24 protein-coding genes are annotated in these 23,941 nt (G+C 69.6%); 13 read left to right on the top strand and 11 right to left on the bottom strand.

What is annotated here, in order from left to right; translation table 11 throughout:
* The first annotated feature begins 40 nt into the window (after positions 1-40).
* From pelF to ACIBK4_RS09845, 4 genes are read left to right on the top strand one after another with little or no spacing between them, the layout of a single operon-like run.
* Positions 41-1,567 carry a GT4 family glycosyltransferase PelF gene (pelF, locus tag ACIBK4_RS09860; protein ID WP_398993835.1) on the top strand — a complete coding sequence of 509 codons (1,527 nt, stop codon included), beginning with the start codon at positions 41-43 and terminating at the stop codon, positions 1,565-1,567.
* Positions 1,564-3,087: a hypothetical protein gene (locus ACIBK4_RS09855; RefSeq protein WP_398993833.1), complete on the top strand. Its 1,524-nt coding sequence runs from the start codon at positions 1,564-1,566 to the stop codon at positions 3,085-3,087. Before pelF ends, ACIBK4_RS09855 begins: the two co-directional genes overlap by 4 nt.
* Entirely contained in the window at positions 3,084-3,734 is a 651-nt protein-coding gene (locus ACIBK4_RS09850; protein ID WP_398993831.1) for a spherulation-specific family 4 protein, read from the top strand. The genes ACIBK4_RS09855 and ACIBK4_RS09850 overlap by 4 nt, the downstream gene beginning before the upstream one ends.
* Positions 3,731-4,528: an endo alpha-1,4 polygalactosaminidase gene (locus ACIBK4_RS09845; protein WP_398993829.1), complete on the top strand. Its 798-nt coding sequence runs from the start codon at positions 3,731-3,733 to the stop codon at positions 4,526-4,528. The genes ACIBK4_RS09850 and ACIBK4_RS09845 overlap by 4 nt, the downstream gene beginning before the upstream one ends.
* 94 nt (positions 4,529-4,622) lie before the next feature.
* On the opposite strand, the gene ACIBK4_RS09840 is transcribed toward ACIBK4_RS09845, so the two are convergent.
* Positions 4,623-5,399, bottom strand: a complete 777-nt coding sequence (locus ACIBK4_RS09840) for an adenosylcobinamide-GDP ribazoletransferase (RefSeq protein ID WP_398993827.1) — start codon at positions 5,397-5,399, stop codon at positions 4,623-4,625.
* A 60-nt stretch (positions 5,400-5,459) separates the two neighbouring features.
* Here ACIBK4_RS09840 and ACIBK4_RS09835 point away from each other — a divergent pair, with 60 nt between their 5' ends.
* Positions 5,460-6,227: a hypothetical protein gene (locus ACIBK4_RS09835; RefSeq protein ID WP_398993825.1), complete on the top strand. Its 768-nt coding sequence runs from the start codon at positions 5,460-5,462 to the stop codon at positions 6,225-6,227.
* A gap of 11 nt (positions 6,228-6,238) precedes the next feature.
* Here the strand turns inward: ACIBK4_RS09835 and ACIBK4_RS09830 are convergent, their stop codons facing one another.
* From ACIBK4_RS09830 to cobT, 3 genes are all read right to left on the bottom strand, one after another.
* Complete coding sequence (locus ACIBK4_RS09830; protein ID WP_398993823.1) at positions 6,239-6,907, bottom strand: hypothetical protein; 669 nt, start codon at positions 6,905-6,907, stop codon at positions 6,239-6,241.
* On the bottom strand, positions 6,904-8,670 hold the full coding sequence (locus tag ACIBK4_RS09825; protein WP_398993821.1) for a phosphatidylglycerol lysyltransferase domain-containing protein: 1,767 nt from the start codon (positions 8,668-8,670) through the stop codon (positions 6,904-6,906). The genes ACIBK4_RS09830 and ACIBK4_RS09825 overlap by 4 nt, the downstream gene beginning before the upstream one ends.
* Before the next feature lie 80 nt (positions 8,671-8,750).
* Positions 8,751-9,881, bottom strand: a complete 1,131-nt coding sequence (cobT, locus tag ACIBK4_RS09820) for a nicotinate-nucleotide--dimethylbenzimidazole phosphoribosyltransferase (protein ID WP_398993819.1) — start codon at positions 9,879-9,881, stop codon at positions 8,751-8,753.
* 138 nt (positions 9,882-10,019) lie between these two features.
* Between cobT and ACIBK4_RS09815 the strand changes: the two genes are divergently transcribed.
* On the top strand, positions 10,020-10,553 hold the full coding sequence (locus ACIBK4_RS09815; protein WP_398993817.1) for a methyltransferase domain-containing protein: 534 nt from the start codon (positions 10,020-10,022) through the stop codon (positions 10,551-10,553).
* On the opposite strand, the gene ACIBK4_RS09810 is transcribed toward ACIBK4_RS09815, so the two are convergent.
* Positions 10,550-11,752, bottom strand: a complete 1,203-nt coding sequence (locus tag ACIBK4_RS09810) for a bifunctional adenosylcobinamide kinase/adenosylcobinamide-phosphate guanylyltransferase (RefSeq protein ID WP_398993815.1) — start codon at positions 11,750-11,752, stop codon at positions 10,550-10,552. The genes ACIBK4_RS09815 and ACIBK4_RS09810 overlap by 4 nt on opposite strands.
* A gap of 209 nt (positions 11,753-11,961) precedes the next feature.
* Here ACIBK4_RS09810 and ACIBK4_RS09805 point away from each other — a divergent pair, with 209 nt between their 5' ends.
* Positions 11,962-12,174 (top strand): hypothetical protein, encoded by a 213-nt coding sequence (locus ACIBK4_RS09805; RefSeq protein ID WP_033284163.1) that lies wholly within the window; start codon positions 11,962-11,964, stop codon positions 12,172-12,174.
* Between the two features lie 105 nt (positions 12,175-12,279).
* Here ACIBK4_RS09805 and ACIBK4_RS09800 read toward each other — a convergent pair whose 3' ends face one another.
* The 3 genes from ACIBK4_RS09800 to ACIBK4_RS09790 form a co-directional block, all read right to left on the bottom strand.
* Positions 12,280-13,380, bottom strand: a complete 1,101-nt coding sequence (locus ACIBK4_RS09800; RefSeq protein ID WP_398993813.1) for a S1C family serine protease — start codon at positions 13,378-13,380, stop codon at positions 12,280-12,282.
* A gap of 79 nt (positions 13,381-13,459) precedes the next feature.
* Positions 13,460-14,161, bottom strand: a complete 702-nt coding sequence (locus ACIBK4_RS09795; protein ID WP_398993811.1) for a class I SAM-dependent methyltransferase — start codon at positions 14,159-14,161, stop codon at positions 13,460-13,462.
* A gap of 83 nt (positions 14,162-14,244) precedes the next feature.
* Positions 14,245-14,796, bottom strand: a complete 552-nt coding sequence (locus ACIBK4_RS09790) for a DUF3043 domain-containing protein (RefSeq protein WP_398994394.1) — start codon at positions 14,794-14,796, stop codon at positions 14,245-14,247.
* A gap of 325 nt (positions 14,797-15,121) precedes the next feature.
* On the opposite strand from ACIBK4_RS09790, the gene ACIBK4_RS09785 reads away from it, so the two are divergent.
* The 4 genes from ACIBK4_RS09785 (at position 15,122) to ACIBK4_RS09770 (ending at position 18,468) form a co-directional block, all read left to right on the top strand.
* The gene (locus ACIBK4_RS09785) at positions 15,122-15,916 is read left to right on the top strand and encodes a PspA/IM30 family protein (RefSeq protein ID WP_398993808.1); all 795 of its coding nucleotides are present in this window, start codon (positions 15,122-15,124) and stop codon (positions 15,914-15,916) included.
* A 22-nt stretch (positions 15,917-15,938) separates the two neighbouring features.
* Entirely contained in the window at positions 15,939-16,217 is a 279-nt protein-coding gene (locus ACIBK4_RS09780) for a hypothetical protein (RefSeq protein ID WP_398993806.1), read from the top strand.
* Positions 16,218-16,567: 350 nt separating this feature from the next.
* Positions 16,568-17,788, top strand: a complete 1,221-nt coding sequence (locus ACIBK4_RS09775; RefSeq protein WP_398993804.1) for a sensor histidine kinase — start codon at positions 16,568-16,570, stop codon at positions 17,786-17,788.
* The gene (locus ACIBK4_RS09770) at positions 17,785-18,468 is read left to right on the top strand and encodes a response regulator transcription factor (protein WP_033284156.1); all 684 of its coding nucleotides are present in this window, start codon (positions 17,785-17,787) and stop codon (positions 18,466-18,468) included. Before ACIBK4_RS09775 ends, ACIBK4_RS09770 begins: the two co-directional genes overlap by 4 nt.
* Before the next feature lie 10 nt (positions 18,469-18,478).
* On the opposite strand, the gene nadA is transcribed toward ACIBK4_RS09770, so the two are convergent.
* Entirely contained in the window at positions 18,479-19,675 is a 1,197-nt protein-coding gene (gene nadA, locus ACIBK4_RS09765) for a quinolinate synthase NadA (RefSeq protein ID WP_398993801.1), read from the bottom strand.
* A 296-nt stretch (positions 19,676-19,971) separates the two neighbouring features.
* Here nadA and ACIBK4_RS09760 point away from each other — a divergent pair, with 296 nt between their 5' ends.
* On the top strand, positions 19,972-20,328 hold the full coding sequence (locus tag ACIBK4_RS09760) for an iron-sulfur cluster assembly accessory protein (protein ID WP_019065032.1): 357 nt from the start codon (positions 19,972-19,974) through the stop codon (positions 20,326-20,328).
* 146 nt (positions 20,329-20,474) lie between these two features.
* On the opposite strand, the gene ACIBK4_RS09755 is transcribed toward ACIBK4_RS09760, so the two are convergent.
* A complete protein-coding gene (locus ACIBK4_RS09755) occupies positions 20,475-22,391 on the bottom strand; it encodes a hypothetical protein (RefSeq protein ID WP_398993799.1) in 1,917 nt (638 codons plus the stop codon).
* A 168-nt stretch (positions 22,392-22,559) separates the two neighbouring features.
* The gene (locus ACIBK4_RS09750) at positions 22,560-22,805 is read right to left on the bottom strand and encodes a hypothetical protein (protein WP_398993797.1); all 246 of its coding nucleotides are present in this window, start codon (positions 22,803-22,805) and stop codon (positions 22,560-22,562) included.
* A 131-nt stretch (positions 22,806-22,936) separates the two neighbouring features.
* On the opposite strand from ACIBK4_RS09750, the gene ACIBK4_RS09745 reads away from it, so the two are divergent.
* Positions 22,937-23,911: a carbohydrate kinase family protein gene (locus ACIBK4_RS09745; RefSeq protein ID WP_398993795.1), complete on the top strand. Its 975-nt coding sequence runs from the start codon at positions 22,937-22,939 to the stop codon at positions 23,909-23,911.
* Positions 23,912-23,941: the final 30 nt, after the last annotated feature.

Raw genomic sequence — 23,941 nt, 5'->3', positions numbered from 1 at the left:
CGCGCCAGAGCCGTAGACAGTTCCGCAGGGGGGAACTCGCATGATGCGCACCGGCCGTCATGTCACCATGCTCACCGAAGGCACCTATCCGCACGTCCACGGCGGGGTCAGCACCTGGTGCGACCAACTCGTCAAGGGCATGCCGGAGGTGGACTTCCACATCCTGTCGCTCACCGGCAGCGGTCGCGAACCCGTGACCTGGGAGCTGCCGTCCAACGCCTACCGGCACACGTCCGTGCCGACCTGGGGCCCGCGCCCCGGCCGCCACCGGCACGGCCTGTACGGCGCCGCCCGCCGCCGCTTCGTCGACTCCTACGAGCGGTTCCTGCTCTCCTTCCTCGACCCCGAGGCGCACTGCGACTTCGGCGAGAGCCTCTACGACCTCGCCCAACTCGCCCGCGACGGACGCCTGTCGGCGGCCCTGCGCACCGAGACGGCGCTGCGCTCGCTGATGTGGATATGGACGATGCCGCATCTGGCAACGGCCGCCGCCCGCCCGACAGTTCACGACGCGCTCACCGCAACGGACCTGCTGGAGCACGCACTTCGCCCGCTCGGCGTCCGGATCCCCGAGGACTGTGTCGCCCATGCCGTCAGCAGCGGCCTCGCGACCCTGCCCGCGCTCGCCGCCAAGAAGCTCGACGGAGTGCCCTTCCTCCTCACCGAGCACGGCATCTACCTGCGCGAGCGCTACCTCGGCTACCGCCGCGACGGCCAGCGCTGGCCCGTGAAGGCGTTCATGCTCGGCTTCTACCGCGAGTTGAACTCCCACGGCTACAAGGCCGCCGACCTGATCACCCCGTGCAACCAGTACAACCGCCGTTGGGAGGAGCGCGGCGGCGCCGACGGCGACAAGATCCGCACGGTCTACAACGGCGTCGACCCGGCCGCCTTCCCGCACGCGGGCCCCGAACCGGAGATCCCCACACTCTCCTGGTGCGGCCGCGTGGACCCCATCAAGGACCTCGAAACACTTCTACGCGCGTATGCCTCCGTCCGCGCCGAAATGCCCGAAACAAGGCTGCGCCTCTTCGGCCCGGTCCCGGCCGGCGGCGAGGCCTACCGCACCAAACTCGAAAAGCTCGCAGCCGAGTTGGGCGTCACCGACGGCGTCACCTTCGAGGGCCGCATCAGCGAGGTCTGGCGCGCGTACGCAGCAGGCCACGTAGTAATGCTGTCGTCCATTTCAGAAGGCTTCCCCTTCTCCATCATCGAGGCCATGTCCTGCGGCCGTACGACCGTCTCGACCGACGTCGGCGGAGTGAGCGAGGCCGTCGGCGACACCGGCCTCGTGGTCCCGCCGCGCGAGCCGGAGAAGATGGCCGCCGCCGCCCTCACCCTCCTCCGCGACGACGAACGCCGCCTGAAATTGGGTGAGTTGTCCCGCCAGAGGGTGATCGAGCGCTTTACGTTGCGTCGATCCGTGGACAATTTCCGGACTATTTACCAAGAGCTCGCGGGCCGCCCCGAAGTGTACGAGCCCACGGTCGAGACCGTCGCCGACTGGACCGCCGAGCTGCGCGATCCGTGGTACAAGGCGGTCGCGACGGACGGAACCGACTGGTGACCGGTTCCATCTGGCTGCCACCGGGCGCGAGTTCGGAAACCCTCCCCGGCGTCCCCAAGCAACGCCCCTCGCCGAGCTGGGCCGAACCCGACCCGATCGACGAACTCGCCGAACGCCTCGACGAGTTCGTCGCCGCGGCCGTGCACCCCGACGAGATAGCGGCTCTCCTCGAATCCGACGGCATGTCGGACGACCAGATACGCGAGCGCTACGGCGTCAAGAACTCCTTCGCCCTGGCGGAGGAGTTGTACGAACGCGTAGCGCGCCGCTTTCCCGAACCCGACGGCCCCGTCCACGACCCCTGGCAAGTAGGCCTGCTCGGCTGCCTGTTGAGAGGCGTGGTCTTCGCGCTGCCCGGCTTCGGCTACGTCCTCGGCGAACCGCTGCTCGCCGGCCGGCCCGAGTCCTTCAACCTCCCCGCAGGCACCCTCCCCCTCCTGGCCGGCGCCCTGGTCGGCTGGACCTGGAACCAGGGCCTGGCCCACCGGGCGTACTCCTGGCTGGGCCTGGGCGACAAACCGGCGGCCCGCCACAGCCTCCTCATCGGCGCCCCCCTGGGCGCGTTGCTGGGCGCCGCGGTAGCCCTGTCGGTCGCGGGCACGGCCCACCCGGCGGCCGTGGCCTTCGCCGCGGGCCAGTCCTGCTACTTGGGCGCAGCCACGGTCCTGCTGGTCATGGGCCGCGAACGGGCCTTGCTGGCAACGCTGTTGCCAATGACAGCGGGCGCGGTGGTGGCGATGGCCCACGAGGTACCAGATGCAGCGCGGCTGGTCCTGCTCCTGGGTTCCTTGCTGGCGGTAGTGACACTGGCGCTACTTGAAGTAAGGCCGGACTGGCTTGCCCTTAAGGGGCGCGGGGCTGTGTTCAATTTGCGGCTACCGCCGCGTGGGCGCGACCAGCCACGGCCGACCCGCAGCCAAAAATCAACAATGTCCCCCCGACTAACAGCATCCCTACCGTTCGCCCTGTTCGGCTTCAGCAGCGGCGCCCTGGTCCTCTACGCCGCCCTGGGAGACATCCTGGCCGGCGAAACCCACAGCGCAGCGGCAGCCCCAGCCGCAGTGGCCCTGACCCTGAGCATGGGCCCAGCCGAGTGGCTGCTCTACCGCTTCCGCAGCGGCAGCCTCACAGGCCTGCGCAACAGCCGTACCCCAAAGGCCTTTTGGCGGACAACAGGCACAACCCTCACCCTCTGCCTGGCCACATACCTGGCAGCCCTCTCCGCCCTGACCTTCCTGGCAAGCACCCTCTGGCCCCACACCCCGGCCCTCAACGGAGTAAGCCTCACCGCCCTGCTCCTCCTCGGCATGGTCCTATGGACGGGCCTGCTCCTCCAGTCGTTCGGCGCGGTCCTGGGCGCCGCGACGATCTGCTGCACGGCGGCCGTGGCCCAGACGCTGGCCCTCCTCAGCCACGCGGCAAGCCCGCACTGGATCGCCCTGTACGTGAACGGCACCGCGGCCCTGGTCCAAGCGGCCCTGGTCTGCGGCCTGTTGGGCAGGGTCACGGCCCACCGATGAGCCAACTGCTGGTCCCGTACTACGAACACCCGACCGTCCGCCCCGCGGAATGGGCCGCGATCGTGGCGGCGGCCCCCCGCCTCTACGCCGTGGTCCTCAACCCGGCGAGCGGCCCCGGCGAAGCCCCGGACCCGGCCTTCGCCGAGGTGGCGGCCCAACTCCGCGCGGCGGACGTACGGTTGCTCGGCTACACGGACACGGACTACGGCCACCGCCCCTACGCTGACGTAGTGGAGGACCTGACCAACTACCGTGACTGGTACGGCACGGACGGCGCCTTCCTGGACCAAGTGGCAACGGGCCAAACGGAGTTCAGGCACTACCAACGCATCGCCACCGCGGCCTGGGGCACAGGCTGCGGCACGCTGGTCCTGAACCACGGCACGACCCCGCACCCGTCGTACGCCCGCATAGCCGACGTCCTGGTGACCTTCGAGGGCCCCTGGACGACGTACCGCGGCCTACCGCCCCAATCCTGGCGAGGCACCACAGGAATCCGCTTCGGTCACCTCGTCTACGGCGTTCCGTCCGACATCGCCTTCGAAGCGGAGGCCCGAGCCCGAGGGGCCTCGGTGCACTGCGCGGTACCGGGCGTGGGAGATCATCCGTGGGGTACCTTGCCCCACACCCTGGAGCCCGTTCAGTGAGACGCCCCACCCTCCTGCTTGCCCTGCTCCTCCTCCTGCTCGCAGCCTGCACATCCACCCCCGATGACAGGCCGACCCCCACCCAGACCACCGGGAAGCGCTGGCAACCCCGCCCGGGAGTGGCCTGGCAGTGGCAACTGAGCGGCCGCCTGGACACATCCGTCGACGTCCCGGTCTACGACATCGACGGCTTCGACCACTCCAAGGCAACGGTGACCGCGCTGCACGACAAGGGCCGCAAGGTCATCTGCTACATCTCCACCGGTGCCTGGGAGGACTTCCGCCCCGACGCCAAGAAGTTCCCCAAGTCGATCCTGGGCAAGGGCAACGGCTGGAAGGGCGAACGCTGGCTGGACATCCGCCGCACGGACGTCTTGGAGCCGTTGATGGCGTCCCGCCTGGACATGTGCAAGGAGAAGGGCTTCGACGCGGTGGAGCCCGACAACATGGACGGCTACCAGAACGACACCGGCTTCCCTCTGAAGGCCGCCGACCAACTCCGCTACAACCGCCTGATCGCCAAGCTGGCCCACGCCCGGGGAATGGCGGTAGGTCTAAAGAACGACCTGGACCAAATCCCCGCCCTGGTAAGCGACTTCGACTTCGCGGTCAACGAACAGTGCGCCCAGTACGACGAGTGCGACACCCTGACCCCCTTCATCAAGGCGAACAAGGCGGTCTTCCACGTCGAGTACGACCTCCCGACGGCTCGCTTCTGCCCCAACTCCCGCAGCCTGAAGCTGAGTTCACTACTGAAGAAGCCCGAGCTGGGAGCATGGCGCCGGTCCTGCTAAAACAAGCCCGAGGGCAACTCCCTTAGGGGCGCGGGGCTGTATTTGATTTGCGGCTACCGCCGCGTGGGCGCGACCAGCCCCCACGCACCCGCACTCACCAACCAAGCGAAAGCACCACGACCGCAGCCGTAGCAGCAGTCTCCGCAAGCCCCCCAAACACGTCCCCCGTAACCCCACCAAACCGCCGCCGACAGTGCCGCAGAAGAAACTCGCCGACAACCAGGGCCACAACAAACGCCGGCCCGACCCCATAGATCCCCAGCCCCACCCCGCACACCCAACCCACGACAACGACCCCCACCCCCAGGCCCAGCGCCCAGCGAACCGGTACCACTCCCGCAACCGCCGCCCCCAACCCCTCAGGTCGAGCCGCAGGCACCCCCACCCGAGACGCCAACGTCAACGCAAGCCGAGCCGCGACCCCGGAAACGATCGCCCCGACCGCCCCCCGAGCCCAAGAGTCGCCGTAGATCTGAGCCAACGCAGCCACCTGAGCCAGAACCACGAACACAAGGGCGAGCACCCCGAACGGCCCGATGTCCGACTGCTTCATGATTCGCAGCGCATCCTCCGCCGGCTTCCCACTCCCCAGCCCATCCGCAGTATCCGCAAGCCCATCCAGATGCAGCCCCCGAGTAAGCACGGCAGGCACGGCAACACTCCCGACCGCGGCAAGCAACGGACCCGCACCGAGAACCAGAAGCAGCAGCCCAAGCCCGGCCGCACACCCACCGACGACCACCCCCACGAGCGGCGCCACCAGCATCCCGGCCCGCGCGGCATCACGATCCCAACGGGTCACCCTGACCGGAAGAACAGTCAGCGTGCCGAACGCGAAGCGGAAGCCGTCAAGGGGCGAGGTCTTGGACACCGGCGCAGATTACCCGGCGGTCAACAGGGCACCCCTCGCGGCCATGGCTAAAGTGCCCATATGGGACATTGGCTGCACCGCAACATCGTCGAGCCGGGCAAACTCCCGCTCCTCCTCGCGCTGACCGCCTTCGTCCTGACGTTCCTCATCACCCGGGTCATCACCCGCCTGATCCGCGCCGGCAAGGGCCCCTTCGGCAACATCAAGGCAGGCGACGTACACATCCACCATGTCGTCCCGGGGGTCGTCCTCGCCATCCTCGGCGGTTTCGGCGCTGTCGCCAGCACTCGCTACGGCGTCGGATCGGCGCTCTTCGCGATCGTCTTCGGGATCGGCGCGGGCCTGGTCCTGGACGAGTTCGCGCTGATCCTCTACCTCGACGACGTCTACTGGACCGAGGCCGGCCGCAAGAGCGTCGAGGCGGTGGTGCTCACGGCGGCCCTGGTCGGCTTCGTGCTCGCCGGCTTCTCGCCCTTCGGCGTCAACGACCTCACCGCCTCCGAACTCCACGACCGCGCCGGCGTCATCGTGAGCGTCGCCGTGAACTTCCTCTTCTCGCTCATCGCCCTGAGCAAGGGCAAGGCCCGCACGGCGGTCTTCGGCATCCTCGTCCCGCTGGTCGCCCTCGTCGGCGCGATCCGCCTGGCCCGCCCGGGTTCCCCCTGGGCGAAGCGCTTCTACCGCAACCGCCGTCACCGGGCCCGCGCCCGTTCCACCCTCCGCGCCTACCACCACGACCGCCGCTGGGCGGGCCCGCGCCGAGCGGTCCAGGACTGGCTCGGCGGTAAACCGGACCCGGAGCCGGTGCGGATTCCCGGGCGCCCATGAGTACGCCCCGCCTACCCGACCCGGCGCCCCCGCCTCCGATGCCGTAGCGCCGAAGCCAGACACAGCAACCCCACCGCGATGATCGCCGCCAGATGCTCCTTGCCCGCGAGGTTCCCCTTCAGCATCACCTCGATCGCCATCGCCCCGGTCACCGCCAGCGCGGTCGCGTACGCGCCGTAGCGCCACGCGACGAACACCGCGAGGCCGACCACGGCGGCCGAGGGACCGGTGTCCACGACCAGCCGGTCCGAGCTGGGCAGCCCGAACGGGTTGTCGAAGCCGAGCCAGATACCGAGACGGGCGTACAAGGTTCCGGCGAGGGTCGCGGCGTAGGCGATGACGAGCGTGCGCCAGCGGCCGAGGGCGATCTCCGCGATGCCGAACACGAAGAGGATCTGGGCCAGGGCGCCCCACACGGGGAGGTCGAGCGCCGGCACGAAGAGGGAGAGCGGGGTGCGGAGGAGGGCCAGCCACAGCGGGTCTACGGCCCGTACCGCGCCCGTGTCCTGCACGAACTGGTAGCCCCAGGACTGGTTCTGCACGAATTGCAGGACCGCCGTCAGAGCCACCGCCCCGATCGTCATCGGGATCGCCCGCCAGTGCCGCTTCAGCAGCGGCTCGCGCGCGGTGACGTAGAGCAGTCCCCATTCGGCGCGGGCCCAGCGGGCGAGGCGGTTCATCTGTGCGTCTCCAGGTGCTTGCGGTGCAGCCACTTCGGCAGTCCCGGCGCCTCCAGGAACCCTTCCGCGCGCGCCGCCGCGAGGCCGATGCGCAGCAGGTCCGCGCTCTTCTCGAAGAGCAGGAACCGGGGTTCCCAGATGGGCCGGTACTTGGCGTTGGCGCGGTACAGCGACTCGATCTGCCACCAGCGCGAGAAGAAGCTGAGGAGTGACCTCCACAGCCGCAGCACCGGCCCGGCCCCGATCCGCGCCCCACGTTCGAAGACCGAGCGGAACATGGCGAAGTTGAGCGAAACCTGGGTGATTCCGATCTCCTGGGCGCGGCGGAGGAGTTCGATCACCATGAACTCCATGAGCCCGTTGTCGGAGTCGCGGTCGCGCCGCATCAGGTCCAGCGACAGCCCGTGCGGACCCCAGGGCACGAAGGACAGCACCGCCCTCAACTCACCGTCCCCGTCGGTGCATTCGAGCATCACGCACTGCCCGTCGTCGGGGTCGCCGAGCCGCCCCAGCGCCATGCTGAACCCGCGTTCGGTGGCCCCGTCGCGCCAGTCGTCGGCGCGCTTGAGCAGGTACGCCATCTCCTCGGCGGGAATGTCCTCGTGGCGGCGGATGCGGACTGTGTACCCGGCCCGCTTCACCCGGTTGTAGGCCTGCCGTACGGTCCGCATGGCACGTCCTTCGAGGGTGAACTCGGCGACCTCGACGAGGGCTTCGTCCCCGAGTTCGAGGGCGTCGAGGCCGTGCCGCGCGTAGACGGTGCCGGCCTCCTCGCTCGCTCCCATGACGGCCGGAATCCATCCGTGAACCCGGGCTTCCGCGAGCCACGGCTCGATCGCGCCGGGCCACGCCTCCGGGTCGCCGATCGGGTCGCCGGAGGCCAGCGACACCCCGCCCACCACCCGGTACGCGACGGCCGCCTTGCCGGTCGGCGACCACACCACGCTCTTCTCCCGGCGCAGCGCGAAGTACCCGAGCGAGTCGCGCTCGCCCTGCCGTTCCAGGAGTGCCCGCAGCTTCTTCTCGTCGTCCTCGGTGAGCGGGTCGACGGCGCGCCGGGAGCGGAACGCGGCGTAGAAGACCGCGAGGACCAGGACGGTGCTGAGCACGTTGATGGTGACGTTGGCCCAGTTCGGGGTCCAGATGCCGGGGAAGCGATTCTCCGGGGCGGCGATGGACACCAGCCGGAACGCGCCGTAGCGCCAGCGCTCCACGAAGGTCGAACGGGACGCGTCCTGCGCCTGGTTGGTGACCGTCACCAGCAGCCCGGCGAGCAGCGAGGCGACCAGGGTGCCGCCGACGGCGACGGCGGCGGCCAGCCGGGGGTTGGAGCGGTCGCCCTTGGCGTAGAACTCCCGCCGCCCCACCACCAGCGAGGCGACGAACGCGGCCGTCAGGACCAGGGAGATCCAGTTCTGCGGGTACCGGCGGATCTCCTGGAACGACATGGCGAACCCGAACAGCGCGAGAAACAGCCCGCTGACCACCAGATTCAGGATCCACGCGGCGCGTTTGCGGCGCCGCATGGTGATGGCGAGGAACGCCGTGAACACCCCGGACGCGAAGCCCGCCGTCAGCAGATACGGGGTGAAGAAGTTCTCCTGGTTGTGCCGTCGTACGTCCTGCCCCAGCGAAACCCACGCCGCGCTGAGGAAGTTGATGAACGCGACGGCCCGCAAATACCAGACGGCAAAGGCCGCGGCCCGTCGCGAGGCGCCTGAGCTATGACGTTCCTGAACGGGCCCGACCCGGACATCTCCCATGAAGGAGGATCATATGGGCGTTGTCGCGACGAACGGTTCTTATCCGCCGCCGCAACGGCCGCCGCCACGACCGGGCCCCGTCACTCCTCGGAGTTCTCCACCGCGAGATCGACCGGCTTCTCGTCCTCCGCGGACTCCTCCGGCTCGGCGGATTCCGCCAACTCCTCCGGCTTCAGCGGGAGTTCGGCCGCCAGCGCCGCCGCGGCCTGCACCAGCGGTAGTGCGAGCAGCGCGCCCGCGCCTTCTCCGACCGTCACGCCGTGGTCGAGGAGGGGCTCCAGGGCCATCCGGTCCAGGGCCTTCGCCTGGCCAGGCTCGCCGCTGCTCTGGCCGGCGAGCCACCAGTCCGGTGCCCGGAACGCGACCCGCTGACCCACCAGCGCGCACGCGGCGGCCACGACGCCGTCCAGGATCACAGGCAGCTTCCGTACGGCACTCTGCAGCAGGAACCCGGTCATCGCGGCGAGGTCGGCGCCGCCCACCGTCGCCAGCAGCTGCAACTGGTCCCCGAGCACGGGCCGGGCCCGCCGCAGCGCGTCCCGGATCGCCGCGCACTTGCGCATCCACGCCAGGTCGTCGATCGCGAGGCCACCGCGCCCGGTGACGACGGAGGCATCGGTGCCGCACAGCGCGGCGATCAGCACGGAGGCCGGCGTCGTGCCGCCGACGCTCACGTCGCCGAGGACCACCAGATCCGTACCGGAGTCGGCCTCCTCGTTCGCGACGGCGACCCCCGCCTCGAACGCGGCCGTCGCCTCCTCCAACGTCAGCGCGTCCTCGACGTCGATACGCCCGCTGCCTCGCCGTACGCGATGCTTCACGACCTCGTCCGGCAGCGCGTCCGGATCGCAGTCCAGGGCCATGTCCACGATCCGCACCGGCACCCCGAGCCGCCGCGCGAGCACCGCCGCCGGGCTGCCGCCCTCCAGTACCGACCGCACCAACTCCCCGGCGCTGCCCGCCGGTCGGGCCGACACGCCGAGTTCGGCGATCCCGTGATCGCCCGCGAACAACACCACACGCGGCCGTTCGACCGGCCGCACCGGAACGGCGCCCTGCGCCGCCGCCAACCACTCACCCAGGTCGTCGAGTCGCCCCAGCGACCCGGGCGGCACGATCTGACGTTCGCGGCGCGCCTCTGCGTCACGGCGCACACCGCCGTCGGGGCGCTCGATCAGATCGGTGAAGTCGTCGAGATTAAGCGAGCTCATTCGCCGAACAGTACCGGCAGCGATCGAACGCGACAGCGCCACATGGCCACCACGCGCCCCCGACGTCCTTGCCCCGAAGATCAAGATCCCGTACGTATCGTTTTGCACCGTTTTGCCGTACGTCTCCGGGAGCCGCCCATGAACAGCCTGCGCACCCGCGTCAGCACGCGCGTCAGCACCCTCGACGCGTACCGCCGTCACCGCGTGCTGGCCCGCGCGATCCTGCGGCTCCTCCCCGAACCGGAGAGCTGGCTCGACGTCGGCACGGGCGACGCCCACTTCCCGGAAACGGCGAAGGCCCTCTTCCCGTACACGTCCTTCGACGGCGTCGACCCCACCCCCCGAGTCGTCCGCGCCCGCGCCGCCGAACGCATCGAGGAGGCCTACGCCGGCCACCTCACCGATCCGCACATCACGACCGCCCTCCAGTCCCGCTACGACGTCGTGACCCTCCTGCGCGACCGTTCCCCGGCCCCCGACCCCGACGCCGAACTCCGCGCCGCCCTCACGGTCCTGCGCCCCGGCGGCCTCCTGCTGATGGAAGGCCGCCCGGACGACCTGCGCGCCCAACTGGAGCCCCACGACTGCGAGTTGGTCACCGAAAATCGGGGCATCCAGGACCGGCTCCCGCCCCCGCACCGCCTGATCGCCCGCAGAAACCCGCAGCCCTAACCGCGTAGCGCGAGCGCCTGCCCGGCGACCACCAGCAACACGTGCTCACACTCACCGGCGATCGCGGCGTTCAACCGCCCCAGCTCGTCCCGGTACCGGCGCCCGGACGCGGTCGCCGGCACGATCCCCGAGCCGACCTCGTTGGACACGGCGACAAGGGTCCGCCGGGTGGCCCGCACGGCAGCGGTCAACTCCCGTACCCGCTCCCGGAGTTGCTTCTCCCCGCCGTCCCCCCACTCCGTGTCGTCCCACGCCCCCACGGAGTCCATGACGTCCGTCAGCCACAGCGACAGACAGTCGATGAGCAACGGCGGCCCGTCCTCCGCCAGCAACGGCACCAGGTCACACGTCTCGGCCGTACGCCACGACCCCGGCCGCCGCTCGCGGTGCGTGGAGACGCGGGAGGCCCACTCGGTGTCCCCGTTGCGCGAGCCGCCGGTAGCGACATACAACACATCGGGAAACGCCTCCAGCCGCCGCTCGGCCTCGACGGACTTCCCGGACCGAGCCCCGCCCAGCACCAGCGTCCGCCGCGGCACATCGGGCACGTCCTCGTACACCCCCACGGTCAATGTCGTCCCGTCCGGCACGGCCCGCGCCCCCACGGCGGCCAGCCGCCGCGCCAACTCGGCCCCCGGCGCCACATCGTGATCCAGATGCACGGCGATGACATCGGTGGCGGGCCCCATCGCCCCCACGGCCCGCAACTTCGCCAGAGCGTCCGGCCGTCCCACGACATCGGCGAGCACCATGTCGTACGACGGCACAGCCCCCTCCTCAAGCCCGGCCGGCGCACCCCCCGGCGGCAGATACAACACCCGCTGCCCGTCGGGCCCGGTGACGGCGTACCCGGTACCGGGCGCATCCATCGCCACGGCCCGCACCCGATGCCCCGTCAACAACGCCAACTCCCGCCCGTCCGGCACCCGCCCCGGCTGAGGCAACCCGGCAGGCACCTCCACAGCGGGCCCGTCATGCGGATGAGACAACAGCACCTGCCGCACCCCGCCGAGCGAATGCCCCGCCCGAGCAGCGGCAAAGGCAGCCCCGGGCGTCAGGTCCAGCAACAACGTCCCGTCCACGAGCACGGCGGTAGCAGCCCGAGCATCCACCCCGAGCGACACGGCACAGACCGCACAGGGACAGTCGGGGCGGGGGAGTCCAGCGGGGGCACCGGTGCCGAGCAGAGTGAGTTCCACGGATCGATTTTCACCGCTCACTGATGAACATGCCCATCCTGCACCCCCTCTAGGGGCGCGGGGAACTGCGCGAGAAGCCCCACCGACCCGCACCCGACCGAATATCCGCAGCTCACCCCCACTAACCCAGCGGAGCGAATACGCTGCACACTGAAGCCGGATCAAGATCCGGCTTCAGTTCTGCACGCGCTCAGACTTTGGAGGCGTAGATGGCGGCATGGATCTGGCGGTTCGAAAAGTCCGACGGGACCGAGGTCGAACCCGCGGTCACGCCGGAGGAGTTCACCACACAGGGCGACGCGGAGTCCTGGCTCGGCGAGATCTGGAAGGAACTCGTCGCGGGCGGCGCGGACCAGGTGTTCCTCTTCGAGGACGGCACGCAGATCTACGGCCCGATGAGCCTGCACGCCGAGGACGCGTAACCGTCGTAGACCAAGCGGGTGGGGGCGGCCGGTACTTCCCCGGCCGCCCCCACCCCGTTCCTGAACTGAACTGAACTGAACTGAACGGAACTGAGACGGGCCGGGCTACTGCTCGCCCAACGTCACATCGACCTTCTTCGACGCCCCGTTCCGCGAGTACGTCACCGACGTCTTCTGCCCGGGCTTGTCGGACGCCAGCGCCTCCGACAACGAGGTGATCGTGGTGATGTCCGTGTCACCGAGCCGCGTGATGATGTCGCCCGCCTGGATGCCGGCCTTGTCGGCGGCCCCGCCGCTCTTCACCGCGACGACGGCGACCCCGGCGGCCTGGTAGCTGTCGTCGACGACCGTACGTCCGGTGATGCCGAGGGCCGCCCGCCCGGAGTCGGTGACCTTGCCGTCCTTGACGATCTGGTCGGCGACCGTCTTCACCATCGAGGACGGAATCGCGAACCCGATCCCCGGCGCCGCACTGCCCCCGAGGTCGGGATCGGTGGCGGCAAGGGTCGGGATACCGATGACCTGCCCGTTCAGGTTCACCAGCGCACCCCCGCTGTTGCCGGGGTTGATCGCCGCCGAGGTCTGCACCATGTTGGCGATGGTCGCGCCCGTACCGCCCCCGCTGCTGCCCTCGCTGACGGTCCGTCCGGTCGCCGACACGATGCCCTGCGTCACGCTGGACGACAGTCCGAGCGGCGAGCCCATCGCGAGGACGATCTGCCCCACCTCGACCTTGGACGAGTCCGCGAAGGTCGCCGCCTTCAGCCCGTCCGGCACCTTGTCCAGCTTGACGACGGCCAGGTCCTGCTCGGGGTAGGAGTAGACGAGCTTGGCGGTGAGCACGTCCTCGCTGTTCGCGGTGGTCACCTTGAAGGTCTTCTCGTTCCCGACGACGTGCGCGTTGGTGACGATGTGCCCCTGGTCGTCGTACACGATCCCCGACCCCAGATCACTGCTGGCCTGGATCTGCACGACCGACGGCAGGACCTCCTTGATCACCTTCAGGTAGTCGCTCTGCAGATCGCCACTCGCCATCGGTACGGCGGCCTCGGCGGCCTGCGTGGTCGAGCCGTCCTTCTTCGAGGAGGCGGACGAGGACCCAGCACCGGAACACCCGGCGACCAGCACGAGCGAACAGGCGAGAAGAGCCATGGGGCGGAGAACTGCGGGGCGGACGGTACGGGTACGGGCACGGGAGGAGTCCATACCGCGAGTGTCTCTTTGGGGTGAATATCCGGCTTGTACTGCTGACCCGAACGGGCCCCCTAGGGGGAGGGGCGCGCGCTCAGCCCCGCACACCGCACAGATGCAGCAGCGCGGCCACCGCCCGATACGGATCGGTCCGCCCGGCCCGCTCCTCGGCTGCCAGCAGCGGCTCCACGTCGGCCGGGATCTCGGCCCCTTCCGGAGCGGTGTCGGTGAAGACCCGCACGCCGTACCAGGCCTGCAGCGGTGCCCCGATCCCCGCCAGCGTCGCCGTCAGGGTGTCCAGCCGGTCCGCCCGCGCGTCGATGCCGAGCCGGTTGCGGTACGCGACCGAGTCGAACGCGGCCGCCGTGCCCGCCCAGTCCCAGGACAGCCCGGGCCGCATGGCCAGCGCGTCGGCGTTCCGCACGAGCAGCGACAACAGCCCGCCCGGCGCCAGCATCCGGGCCAGCCCCGCGAGCAGGGGGTCGGGCTCGGAGACGTACATGAGGACGCCGTGACAGAGCACGACGTCGAAGCTGCCCGGCAGGAAGTGCACGCCGGTGTCCCGGCCGTCGCCTTCGATGATCCGCACCCGCTCCCGGATGCCCTCGGGCTCACCGGACAGCGCCTCGCGGGCTGCGGCGACCATCTTCGGTTCCTGTTCGAGCCCGGTCACCTGATGCCCGGCCCGGGCCAGCCGCAGCGCCTGCGTGCCCTGACCCATCCCGACGTCGAGCACCCGCAACCGCTGTCCGACCGGATACCGGCCGGCTATCTGCTCGTCGAGCTGCCGGGCCACCAGCTCCTGTCGTACGACATTCCGCAGCCCGCCCAGCCTGCTCAGCCAGGCGTCCGCCGCGCCCCCGGAGAAGGAATCCGTGCTCAGGGCCGCTCTCCGCGCTTGACCTGCGGCTTCGGCAGCCGGAGTCGACGCATCTGGAGGGAGCGCATGAGGGCGTACCAGACCGTGCCCTTGGTGTTCTGGCCCGGGAAGCGCTCGGCGAGCAGCTTGCGCAGCCGGAACGCGCTCCAGAAGGAGTCGACCACGATCAGCACGATCACCACGAGCCACAGCAGCAGCGCGATGTTCTGCAGCGCGGGGATGCGCACCACGCTGAGCACGAGGATCACCACGGCCAGCGGGAGGAAGAACTCGGCGATGTTGATGCGCGAGTCCACGTAGTCGCGCGCGAACTTGCGGACCGGGCCCTTGTCACGAGCGGGCAGATACCGCTCGTCGCCGGTGGCCAGCGCGGTGCGCTGTCGCTCCATCTGCGCACGGCGCTCGTCGCGCTGGCGCTTGGAGGCGTCCTTGCGCGTCATCGAGGTGTTGGCGACGCTGCGGCGCTGAGTCTGCGACTCACTGCGCTTGGGCGTGGGCCGACCCTTCGGGGCCTGAGGGTCTCGGGGCATCTTGGAGTCGGTCAGCGACACCTTGTCGGTGGGCGCTGCCTTCTCTTCCTTGGAACGGCTACGGAACACAAAACCCAAGGGTAAGGGGTGAATGGGGTTGGACCCCAGCCCGGTGGGGAACGATCCGGCAACACCGCTCGTCTGTAGGGGGACAGAGAAGGACGCGATGAGCGGGTCCTGCCAGGGGAGCACCTACTCCTTACGCCGGATCAGAACCGGGGTCAGTCGTCCTTGGGGATGAGCGCATCCGTCCCCGAACAGTGCGGTAATGGATGCAGGGCCCGTACTGTGGGTTCTGTTGCAGTCGCTGGAGCTGGAGTCCGTCAGAAGGGGGCGCGCGAAGCCCATGAGCGGTGTCATGAAGCGTATGGGGATGATCTTCCGCGCGAAGGCGAACAAGGCCCTTGACCGGGCCGAGGACCCGCGCGAAACCCTCGATTACTCGTACCAGAAGCAGCTGGAGCTGCTTCAGAAGGTACGCAGGGGAGTGGCCGACGTCGCCACCTCCCGCAAGCGTCTGGAGCTCCAGCTCAACCAGCTGCAGTCGCAGTCCTCGAAGCTGGAGGACCAGGGCCGCAAGGCGCTCGCGCTGGGCCGCGAGGACCTGGCCCGCGAGGCGCTCTCGCGCCGGGCCGCGCTCCAGCAGCAGGTGACGGACCTGGAGACGCAGCACACCACGCTCCAGGGCGAGGAGGAGAAGCTCACCCTCGCGGCCCAGCGCCTCCAGGCCAAGGTGGACGCCTTCCGTACGAAGAAGGAGACCATCAAGGCCACGTACACGGCGGCCCAGGCACAGACCCGGATCGGCGAGGCCTTCAGCGGCATCTCCGAGGAGATGGGCGACGTCGGCCTGGCGATCCAGCGTGCCGAGGACAAGACCCAGCAGCTCCAGGCCCGAGCCGGCGCGATCGACGAGCTCCTCGCCTCCGGTGCCCTGGACGACCCGACCGGCATGGCCAAGGACGACATCCAGGCCGAGCTGGAACGCCTGTCCGGTGGTACGGATGTAGAGCTGGAACTCCAGCGCATGAAGGCGGAACTGGCCGGCGGCTCATCTGCTTCCCAGCAGGCGATCGAAGGCGGCACCGACAAGGCGCAGCCCCAGCAGTCACAGGACACCCCGCGTTTCGACAAGCAGTAGGCCCACGCCTGAGGAGGGCGACATGATCGTACGGATCATGGGGGAGGGGCAGGTGAGGCTGGCCGACGGCCACCTCACCGAGCTGAACAAGCTGGACGACGTCCTCCTGACGGAACTCCAGAACGGCGACGGCCCAGCCTTCCGCCAAACCCTCCAGGCCCTCCTGGCAAAGGTCCGAGAACTGGGCGCCCCCTTGCCGGACGACTCCCTGGAACCCTCCGAACTGATCCTCCCGTCAGAGGACGCAACCCTGGAACAGGTCCGGGACCTGCTGAGCGACGACGGCTTGATCCCGGGGTAGAGGGTTCTTTTGTGCAGTACAGGTGAGCACCTTCAACTTGTGCTGCACAGGCGAGCACTTTTCGGCGCAGGCCGGCATCACTCAGCCTGTCCGGCGTTTGAGGACGAGGCCGCGCCATGCCAAGCCCCCACCCACCCGCTGGGGGCGATGCTCGGAGTGGCGGCATCTTTTCAGCTCAGGCCCGCATATCCAGCCCGTCCGGCGTTTGAGGACGAGGCCCCTTGAGGGCCGAAGCGGGGGTCTGGGGGCGCAGCCCCCGGATACGCCCACCCCAACACCCCGCACAGGCACAGCGAACGTACAGCTGACCCCCGTTCCGCCCCCGGCAGGGACCCCGTACCGTTGCAAGAATGACCACCCTCGACCGAGCCCGCTGCCAAGCGAAGGCGCACCCGTCCGCCCTGGACGCCGCCCTCGCCGCCGCGGTGCTCGTGTGCATGGTCGCCGGGTCCTTCGTCGACCCCCACGGGGACAACGGCGTCAGTTGGGGCATCCGCACCCCCGACCCCCTCAGCCTGATCCTGATGGTGGTCGGCGCCGCCGCGCTGATCAAGCGCCGCCGCGCCCCCATGCTGGTGCTCGCCGTCACCGCCACCGCGTCCCTCATCGAGAGCGTCACCAGCGACCCCCGCGCCCCGGTCGCGATGTGCGCCGTGGTCGCGCTGTTCACCGTCGCCGTCACCACCGACCGCTCGACGACCTGGCGCGTCGCCCTGCTCACGATGATCGTGCTGACCGGCGCCGCGATGCTCGGCGGCCCGCTCCCGTGGTACGCCCAGGAGAACCTCGGCATCTTCGCCTGGACCGGCATGGCGGCCGCCGCCGGCGACGCCGTACGCAGCCGTAAGGAATTCGTGCACGCCATACGCGAGCGCGCCGAACGGGCCGAACGCACCCGCGAGGAGGAGGCCCGCCGCCGGGTCGCCGAGGAGCGCCTGCGGATCGCCCGTGACCTGCACGACGTGGTCGCGCACCACATCGCCCTGGTCAACGTGCAGGCCGGAGTCGCCGCGCACGTCATGGACAAGCGGCCGGACCAGGCCAAGGAAGCGCTCGCGCACGTACGCGAGGCGAGCCGCTCGGCGCTCAACGAACTCCGGGCCACCGTCGGCCTGTTGCGCCAGTCCGGCGACCCCGAGGCCCCCACCGAACCGGCCCCGGGCCTGGACCGCCTCGAAGAACTCGCCGGCACCTTCCGCAACGCCGGCCTCCAGGTGGAGGTCGCCCGCGCCGACAACGGCACCACGCTCCCCGCAGCCGTGGACCTGGCCGCCTACCGCGTCATCCAGGAAGCCCTCACCAACGTGCAGAAGCACGCCGGTACGGAGGCGAAGGCGGAGGTGAGTGTCGTACGGGTGGGCCCGAACGTGGAGGTCACCGTCCTCGACAACGGCTCCGGTGAGGACCACGACCCCGACTCCGGCGGCGGCCACGGCCTGCTCGGCATGCGCGAGCGCGTCACCGCCCTGCGCGGCACCCTCACCACCGGTCCCCGCTACGGAGGCGGCTTCCGCGTCCATGCGATCCTGCCGGTCAAGACCCGCCCACGCGCCTCGGGGGACCCCGTATGACGACGATCCGTGTCCTGCTCGCCGACGACCAGGCCCTGCTGCGCAGCGCCTTCCGCGTACTCGTCGACTCGGAGCCCGACATGGAGGTCGTAGGAGAGGCCTCGGACGGCGCTCAGGCCGTACGGCTGGCGAAGGAGGAGCGGGCCGACGTCGTGCTGATGGACATTCGCATGCCCGGCACGGACGGCCTCGCCGCGACCCGCATGATCAGCGCGGACCCGTCCCTGGCCCACGTCCGCGTGGTCATACTGACGACCTTCGAGGTCGACGACTACGTGGTCCAGTCCCTGCGCGCGGGCGCGTCCGGCTTCCTGGGCAAGGGCTCGGAACCCGAGGAACTCCTCAGCGCGATCAGGGTCGCGGCGGCCGGCGAGGCACTGCTCTCCCCGGTGGCGACGAAGGGTCTGATCGCCCGCTTCCTCGCCCAGGGCGACCTGGACGACGACCGCGACCCGGCCCGCGCCGAACGCCTCGAAGCCCTCACCGTCCGCGAACGCGAGGTCCTCGTCCAGGTCGCCGGCGGCCTCTCGAACGACGAGATCGCCGAACGCCTGGAGGTCAGCCCCCTGACGGTGAAGACCCACGTCAACCGAGCCATGTCCAAACTCGGCGCCCGCGACCGGGCCCAACTCGTCGTCATCGCCTACGAGTCGGGCCTGGTCCGCCCGCGGGTGGAATGACCCGGCAGGCCTACGGCAGCGCCAGCATCCGCTCCAGCGCCAGCTTGGCGAACGCCTCCGTCTCCTGGTCCACCTCGATGCGGTTGACCAGGTTGCCCTCGGCGAGGGACTCCAGGGTCCAGACCAGGTGGGGGAGGTCGATGCGGTTCATCGTCGAGCAGAAGCAGACCGTCTTGTCGAGGAAGACGATCTCCTTGCCCTCGGGCGCGAAACGGTTCGCGAGCCGGCGGACCAGGTTCAGCTCCGTACCGATGGCCCACTTCGAACCGGCCGGGGCCGCCTCAAGTGCCTTGATGATGTACTCCGTTGAGCCGACGTAGTCCGCCGCGCTCACGACCTCGTGCTTGCACTCGGGGTGCACGAGGACGTTGACACCGGGGATGCGGGCGCGGACGTCCTCGACCGACTCCAGCGAGAAACGGCCGTGCACCGAGCAGTGGCCGCGCCACAGGATCATCTTCGCGGCCCTCAACTGCTCAACGGTGAGGCCCCCGTTGGGCTTGTGCGGGTTGTAGAGGACGCAGTCTTCGAGGCTCATGCCCAGGTCGCGGACCGCCGTGTTGCGGCCCAGGTGCTGGTCCGGCAGGAACAGGACCTTGGTGGAATTGGGTTCGCCCTGCTCGAAGGCCCAGTTCAGGGCCCGCTCGGCGTTCGACGACGTACAGATCGTGCCGCCGTGCTTGCCCGTGAACGCCTTGATGTCGGCGGACGAGTTCATGTACGACACGGGCACGACCTGCTCGGCTATCCCGGCCTCGGTCAGCACGTCCCAGCACTCGGCGACCTGCTCGGCGGTGGCCATGTCCGCCATCGAGCAGCCGGCCGCGAGATCGGGGAGGACGACCTTCTGGTCGTCGCCGGTCAGGATGTCCGCGGACTCCGCCATGAAGTGCACACCGCAGAACACGATGTACTCGGCCTCCGGGCGCGCGGCCGCGTCCCGGGCCAGCTTGAAGGAGTCGCCCGTGACGTCGGCGAACTGGATGACCTCGTCGCGCTGGTAGTGGTGGCCGAGCACGAAGACCTTGTCGCCGAGCTTCTCCTTGGCGGCGCGGGCCCGCTCGACCAGGTCCGGGTCGGACGGCGAGGGCAGGTCACCGGGGCACTCGACGCCGCGCTCGCTGCTCGGGTCGGCCTCACGGCCGAGGAGGAGCAGGGCGAGGGGCGTCGGCTGAACGTCGAGCTCCTGGGTCTGGGCGGTGGTCACGACACGCACCCTTTCTGTTCTGCGGGCTGGGCCGGCCTGTTGGGAAGTCGGCCCTTTTCGTCGAATTGACGTTATCTATCATAACTGCTTCACGTCACTTTGACGATGCCCATAACGTCGATGTGACATCAATCCCGGTACGCGCCCAGCGAGGGACCTTGCGGGTGTGTGCGAGCATGGAAGGGAGAGCAGAAGAGATACAGGCGAAAAGAACGCCACCCGGCCCGGAATGAATCCGCGGCCACGCCGGTTGAAATGTCGGCAAGCAGTCTCCGTACAACCCGGGAGAGATGTAGATGTCCGTATCGGACGAGACCAGCACCGTCACCGACGGCATCCTTCTGTCCGACGCCGCCGCGGCGAAGGTCAAGGCCCTGCTCGACCAGGAAGGCCGTGAGGATCTGGCCCTGCGTGTCGCCGTCCAGCCCGGCGGCTGCTCGGGCCTGCGTTACCAGCTCTTCTTCGACGAGCGCTCCCTCGACGGCGATGTCGTCAAGGACTTCGGCGGCGTCAAGGTCGTCACCGACCGCATGAGCGCCCCCTACCTGGGCGGCGCCTCCATCGACTTCGTCGACACCATCGAGAAGCAGGGCTTCACGATCGACAACCCGAACGCGACGGGCTCCTGCGCCTGTGGCGACTCGTTCAGCTAAATCCGCTCGTGCCCCGTTGGGCGACTGAGCAGAGCGAAGGCGGCGGCCCCCTCCGACAGGGCCGCCGCCTTCGGGCTTTTCGGGTACCCGTGCGATCGTCGTCACCCGGCCTTGCTGCCGGGACCCGACCTGGCTACCCGGCCTTGCTACCGGGCCAGTGAGGGTCCTGCCCCGACCTCCACCCGCTTCTCCACGGGGATCGCCTTGCCGTCCGACCCCATGACCTTCCGGTCGCCGACCGGCGCCTTCAACTCCACGGTCTGGTGGTAGACCTTGGCGATCATCACGCAGATCTTGTCCGGCCAGGGAGTCGCGGTCACCGTGACCGTCACCTCGCCCGAACTCTCCACGGCCGACGTCTTGTAGTCGGCGCACACCCCGCCGGTGAAGGCCACGGTGAGGCTCTTCCCGTCGGTCGTGTAACCGTCCGCCTTGACGCTGTGCGGTGCCGCCGTCGACGACGAACTCGCCGTAGGAGTGGGCGTGTTGGCCGAGGCCAGATACTTCGGGTCGATCGCCGGATACGTCACCGTGAAGGTGTCCTGCCCACCCGCCTGCCGCGTCTCGAACAGCCACGACGGCACCAGCGTCTGCTTCCCGTCCACGGAGTGCACGGCGAGCCCGAACACCGCGTGCTCGACGGCGGTCGCGGCCTGCGTGGGCGTGGCGGAGGCGGAGGCGGAGGCGGCGTCGGTGGCCTGTCCGCAGGGCGCCTCCAGCCGGTCCTTCAGCGGTACGGGACTGGCGCAACCGCCGATGCCCATACGGTGATCCGTCCTCGGCGCCGCGTTCATCAGGTCCAGCGTCTTCTGGGCGCTCAGCACGGGATAGACGTCGCCCTTCTCCGGCGTCGCCAACTCCCCGCTCCCGCCGACCACTTCACCCTGCGCGCTGACGGTCAGCCCGGTGGTCCACCCTTGCGTCGGCAGCCCGCCGATGACCGGCTCGGCGTTCACGACCCGCTGCGCGCCCATGAGTTGGCTCGCGTCGACCTTCGCGTCGTCCTGGTCCACGGCCTTGAGGATCGGGGCGGCGGCCTTCTTCGCGACGGCGACACTCACCGGGTCGACCGCGGGAGCGGCCGGGTCCTTCCGGCACGTGGTGCTGCCGGTGCAGTCGTCGGTGCCGGGTGCGTAGCGGTTGAACGTCCACATGCCCGGCGCCGCCTTGTTCACCTGCAGACTCGGCCCGGTACCGTCCTGCCCGCCCACCTTCCAGAGCTGCCCCTCGGCCACCGGCGTCCCCGCGACCCCGAGCGCCCTGGCGAGCCGGCTCACCGCGTCCTTGGTGACCTCACCCTCGGGCGCGTAGACGGCCGCGGACTTCGGCCCGTCGGGCAGACTCCCCACGGCCCGGTACGTCTCCCCGTACGGATTCGGCTCCCCGGACGCGATCCCACTCGTACCCCCGGTGGAATACCCGTCGAGCGCGAGCGGCGGCGGAGTTCCGTCGGCACCGGATGCCGCGGACCCCGTACCTTCCCCCGAACCGCCGGAAGTGGACGAGGACGAGGCGAGATACGCCCCGCCCCCTCCGACGAGCAGCACGGCGGCGGCAACGGAGGCGATGACGAGGGGGGACCTGGATCGGGCGGGGCGCCGGTCGTCGTCGGTTTCGGGGGAGTGGTCGTGCAGGGAGAGTTCGGTGGCGGTGGTGGAGACGGGCTGCTCCGGGTGGGCGGGCTCGGGGGCTTCTGGCTGGTCGTCCGCCTCGGCTTCCGATGCCGCGGGGGCGGCTTCTTCCGGTCGGTCCGTCTCGGCGTCGGATGCCGTAGGGCCGGCTTTCGTGTCGGACCCCACCGACTCGACTTCTTCAGGGTCGCCGGCTTCTACGTCGGATGCCTTGAACCCCGTCTCCTCCGGCCGCCCGCGACCCGTCTCCGCGCCCGGCGCCGTAGAACCGGTCTTTTCCATACGGCCGGTTTCGCCACCGGTCACGTCCCCGCCGGCCCCGTTGCCATCGACCTCGGGCCCCTCGGCGGAGCCCTTCGCGGCGTCCCCCACGCCCCGCACGTCACCGGACGTGCCGGTCGTGTCGTCGTTGTCGGGTCGCTCGGTGTTCACCGCATCGCTCCTTCGGCTGCGCAACTGTCCCTTGACCCTGACCCGGCCCTGTCAAAGGCGCAGGCGGAAGGGTCGTATCCCGCATCCCCTTTACGGGGGACGGCGATGGGACGCAGCGGGGGAGCGCACGGTTCCCCCGAGCGCGCCGATCCTGCTGAATGACTCCGCTCAGTTGCCGTACTCCGCCATGCCGTCCAGCAGCCGGGCGGACTTCGACGGCACCGACACGCCGTGGATGAGGGACGGGGACACCGGCAGGGAGACGATCCGGTCGGGAACCGTCCAGTGGGGAGCCATCCGTGCGCAGTCGCCGCGCAGCGCCGCGAGATCGGCCTCGCCTTCGCCTTCGAGGTGGACCGGAACATGAACCGGAACATGAACCGGAACGGGGCCTTCGACCTTGAGGTTCGTCATAGCGGCACCGTAGGCACGCTTGACCTCGCGAAGAAAGATCTACTATCGGGTAGTTTTGGCCGCTTCAGAGCCGTAGCGCGGACCGGGTAGCGTGAAGTGTCAACGCAGCCTCCCTCAGGAGAGTCCTCGCCGTGCGCATCGCAGTCACCGGCTCCATCGCCACCGACCACCTCATGACCTTCCCCGGCCGCTTCGCCGACCAGCTGGTCGCGGACCAGCTACACACGGTGTCGCTCTCCTTCCTGGTCGACAACCTCGACGTACGCCGGGGCGGCGTCGGCGCCAACATCGCCTTCGGCATGGGCCAGCTCGGCACCGCGCCGATCCTGGTCGGCGCCGCCGGCTCCGACTTCGCCGAGTACCGCGACTGGCTCGACCGGCACGGCGTCGACACCGGCTCGGTGCGTATCTCCGAGACGCTGCACACCGCGCGCTTCGTGTGCACCACCGACGCCGACCACAACCAGATCGGCTCCTTCTACACCGGCGCGATGAGCGAGGCCCGGCAGATCGAGCTGAAGACCGTCGCCGACCGCGTGGGCGGTCTCGACCTGGTCCTCATCGGCGCGGACGACCCCGAGGCGATGCTCCGCCACACGGAGGAGTGCCGGACCCGGTCCATCCCCTTCGCCGCGGACTTCTCCCAGCAGATCGCGCGCATGGACGGCGACAACATCCGCATCCTGCTGGAGGGCTCGGCGTACCTCTTCTCGAACGAGTACGAGAAGGGGCTCATCGAGTCGAAGACGGGCTGGAGCGACGAGGAGATCCTGGCCAAGGTCGGTCACCGGGTCACCACGCTCGGCTCGCGCGGCGTTCGTATCGAGAAGGTCGGTATGGACCCGATCGAGGTCGGGTGTGCGGAGGAGGAGCGGAAGGCTGATCCCACGGGGGTCGGCGACGCGTTCCGGGCGGGGTTCCTCTCGGGGCTGGCGTGGGGGGTTTCTTTGGAGCGGGCGGCGCAGGTGGGTTGCATGCTGGCGACTCTCGTCATCGAGACGGTGGGCACGCAGGAGTACCAGTTGCGGCGGGTGCACTTCATGGACCGGTTCACCAAGGCTTATGGGCATGATGCTGCGGCTGAAGTGCGGGGGCATCTCGGCTGATTTGTTGTCTGCTGGCGCGTGGGGGCTGGT

The organism is Streptomyces sp. NPDC050528 (genome assembly GCF_044457795.1).
Lineage (GTDB): Bacteria > Actinomycetota > Actinomycetes > Streptomycetales > Streptomycetaceae > Streptomyces.
Note: the sequence above shows the minus strand (reverse complement) of the source record. Positions and strands in the feature narration are given on the sequence as shown.

Bases quoted from the DNA above. Each gene is read 5' to 3' on its own strand.
- pelF (WP_398993835.1), top strand. From the start codon at position 41: ATGATGCGCACCGGCCGTCATGTCACCATGCTCACCGAAGGCACCTAT.
- ACIBK4_RS09850 (WP_398993831.1), top strand. From the start codon at position 3,084: ATGAGCCAACTGCTGGTCCCGTACTACGAACACCCGACCGTCCGCCCC.
- ACIBK4_RS09835 (WP_398993825.1), top strand. From the start codon at position 5,460: ATGGGACATTGGCTGCACCGCAACATCGTCGAGCCGGGCAAACTCCCG.
- ACIBK4_RS09830 (WP_398993823.1), bottom strand. From the start codon at position 6,907: ATGAACCGCCTCGCCCGCTGGGCCCGCGCCGAATGGGGACTGCTCTAC.
- ACIBK4_RS09825 (WP_398993821.1), bottom strand. From the start codon at position 8,670: ATGGGAGATGTCCGGGTCGGGCCCGTTCAGGAACGTCATAGCTCAGGC.
- cobT (WP_398993819.1), bottom strand. From the start codon at position 9,881: ATGAGCTCGCTTAATCTCGACGACTTCACCGATCTGATCGAGCGCCCC.
- ACIBK4_RS09815 (WP_398993817.1), top strand. From the start codon at position 10,020: ATGAACAGCCTGCGCACCCGCGTCAGCACGCGCGTCAGCACCCTCGAC.
- ACIBK4_RS09805 (WP_033284163.1), top strand. From the start codon at position 11,962: ATGGCGGCATGGATCTGGCGGTTCGAAAAGTCCGACGGGACCGAGGTC.
- ACIBK4_RS09800 (WP_398993813.1), bottom strand. From the start codon at position 13,380: ATGGACTCCTCCCGTGCCCGTACCCGTACCGTCCGCCCCGCAGTTCTC.
- ACIBK4_RS09785 (WP_398993808.1), top strand. From the start codon at position 15,122: ATGAGCGGTGTCATGAAGCGTATGGGGATGATCTTCCGCGCGAAGGCG.
- ACIBK4_RS09780 (WP_398993806.1), top strand. From the start codon at position 15,939: ATGATCGTACGGATCATGGGGGAGGGGCAGGTGAGGCTGGCCGACGGC.
- ACIBK4_RS09775 (WP_398993804.1), top strand. From the start codon at position 16,568: ATGACCACCCTCGACCGAGCCCGCTGCCAAGCGAAGGCGCACCCGTCC.
- ACIBK4_RS09770 (WP_033284156.1), top strand. From the start codon at position 17,785: ATGACGACGATCCGTGTCCTGCTCGCCGACGACCAGGCCCTGCTGCGC.
- ACIBK4_RS09760 (WP_019065032.1), top strand. From the start codon at position 19,972: ATGTCCGTATCGGACGAGACCAGCACCGTCACCGACGGCATCCTTCTG.
- ACIBK4_RS09750 (WP_398993797.1), bottom strand. From the start codon at position 22,805: ATGACGAACCTCAAGGTCGAAGGCCCCGTTCCGGTTCATGTTCCGGTT.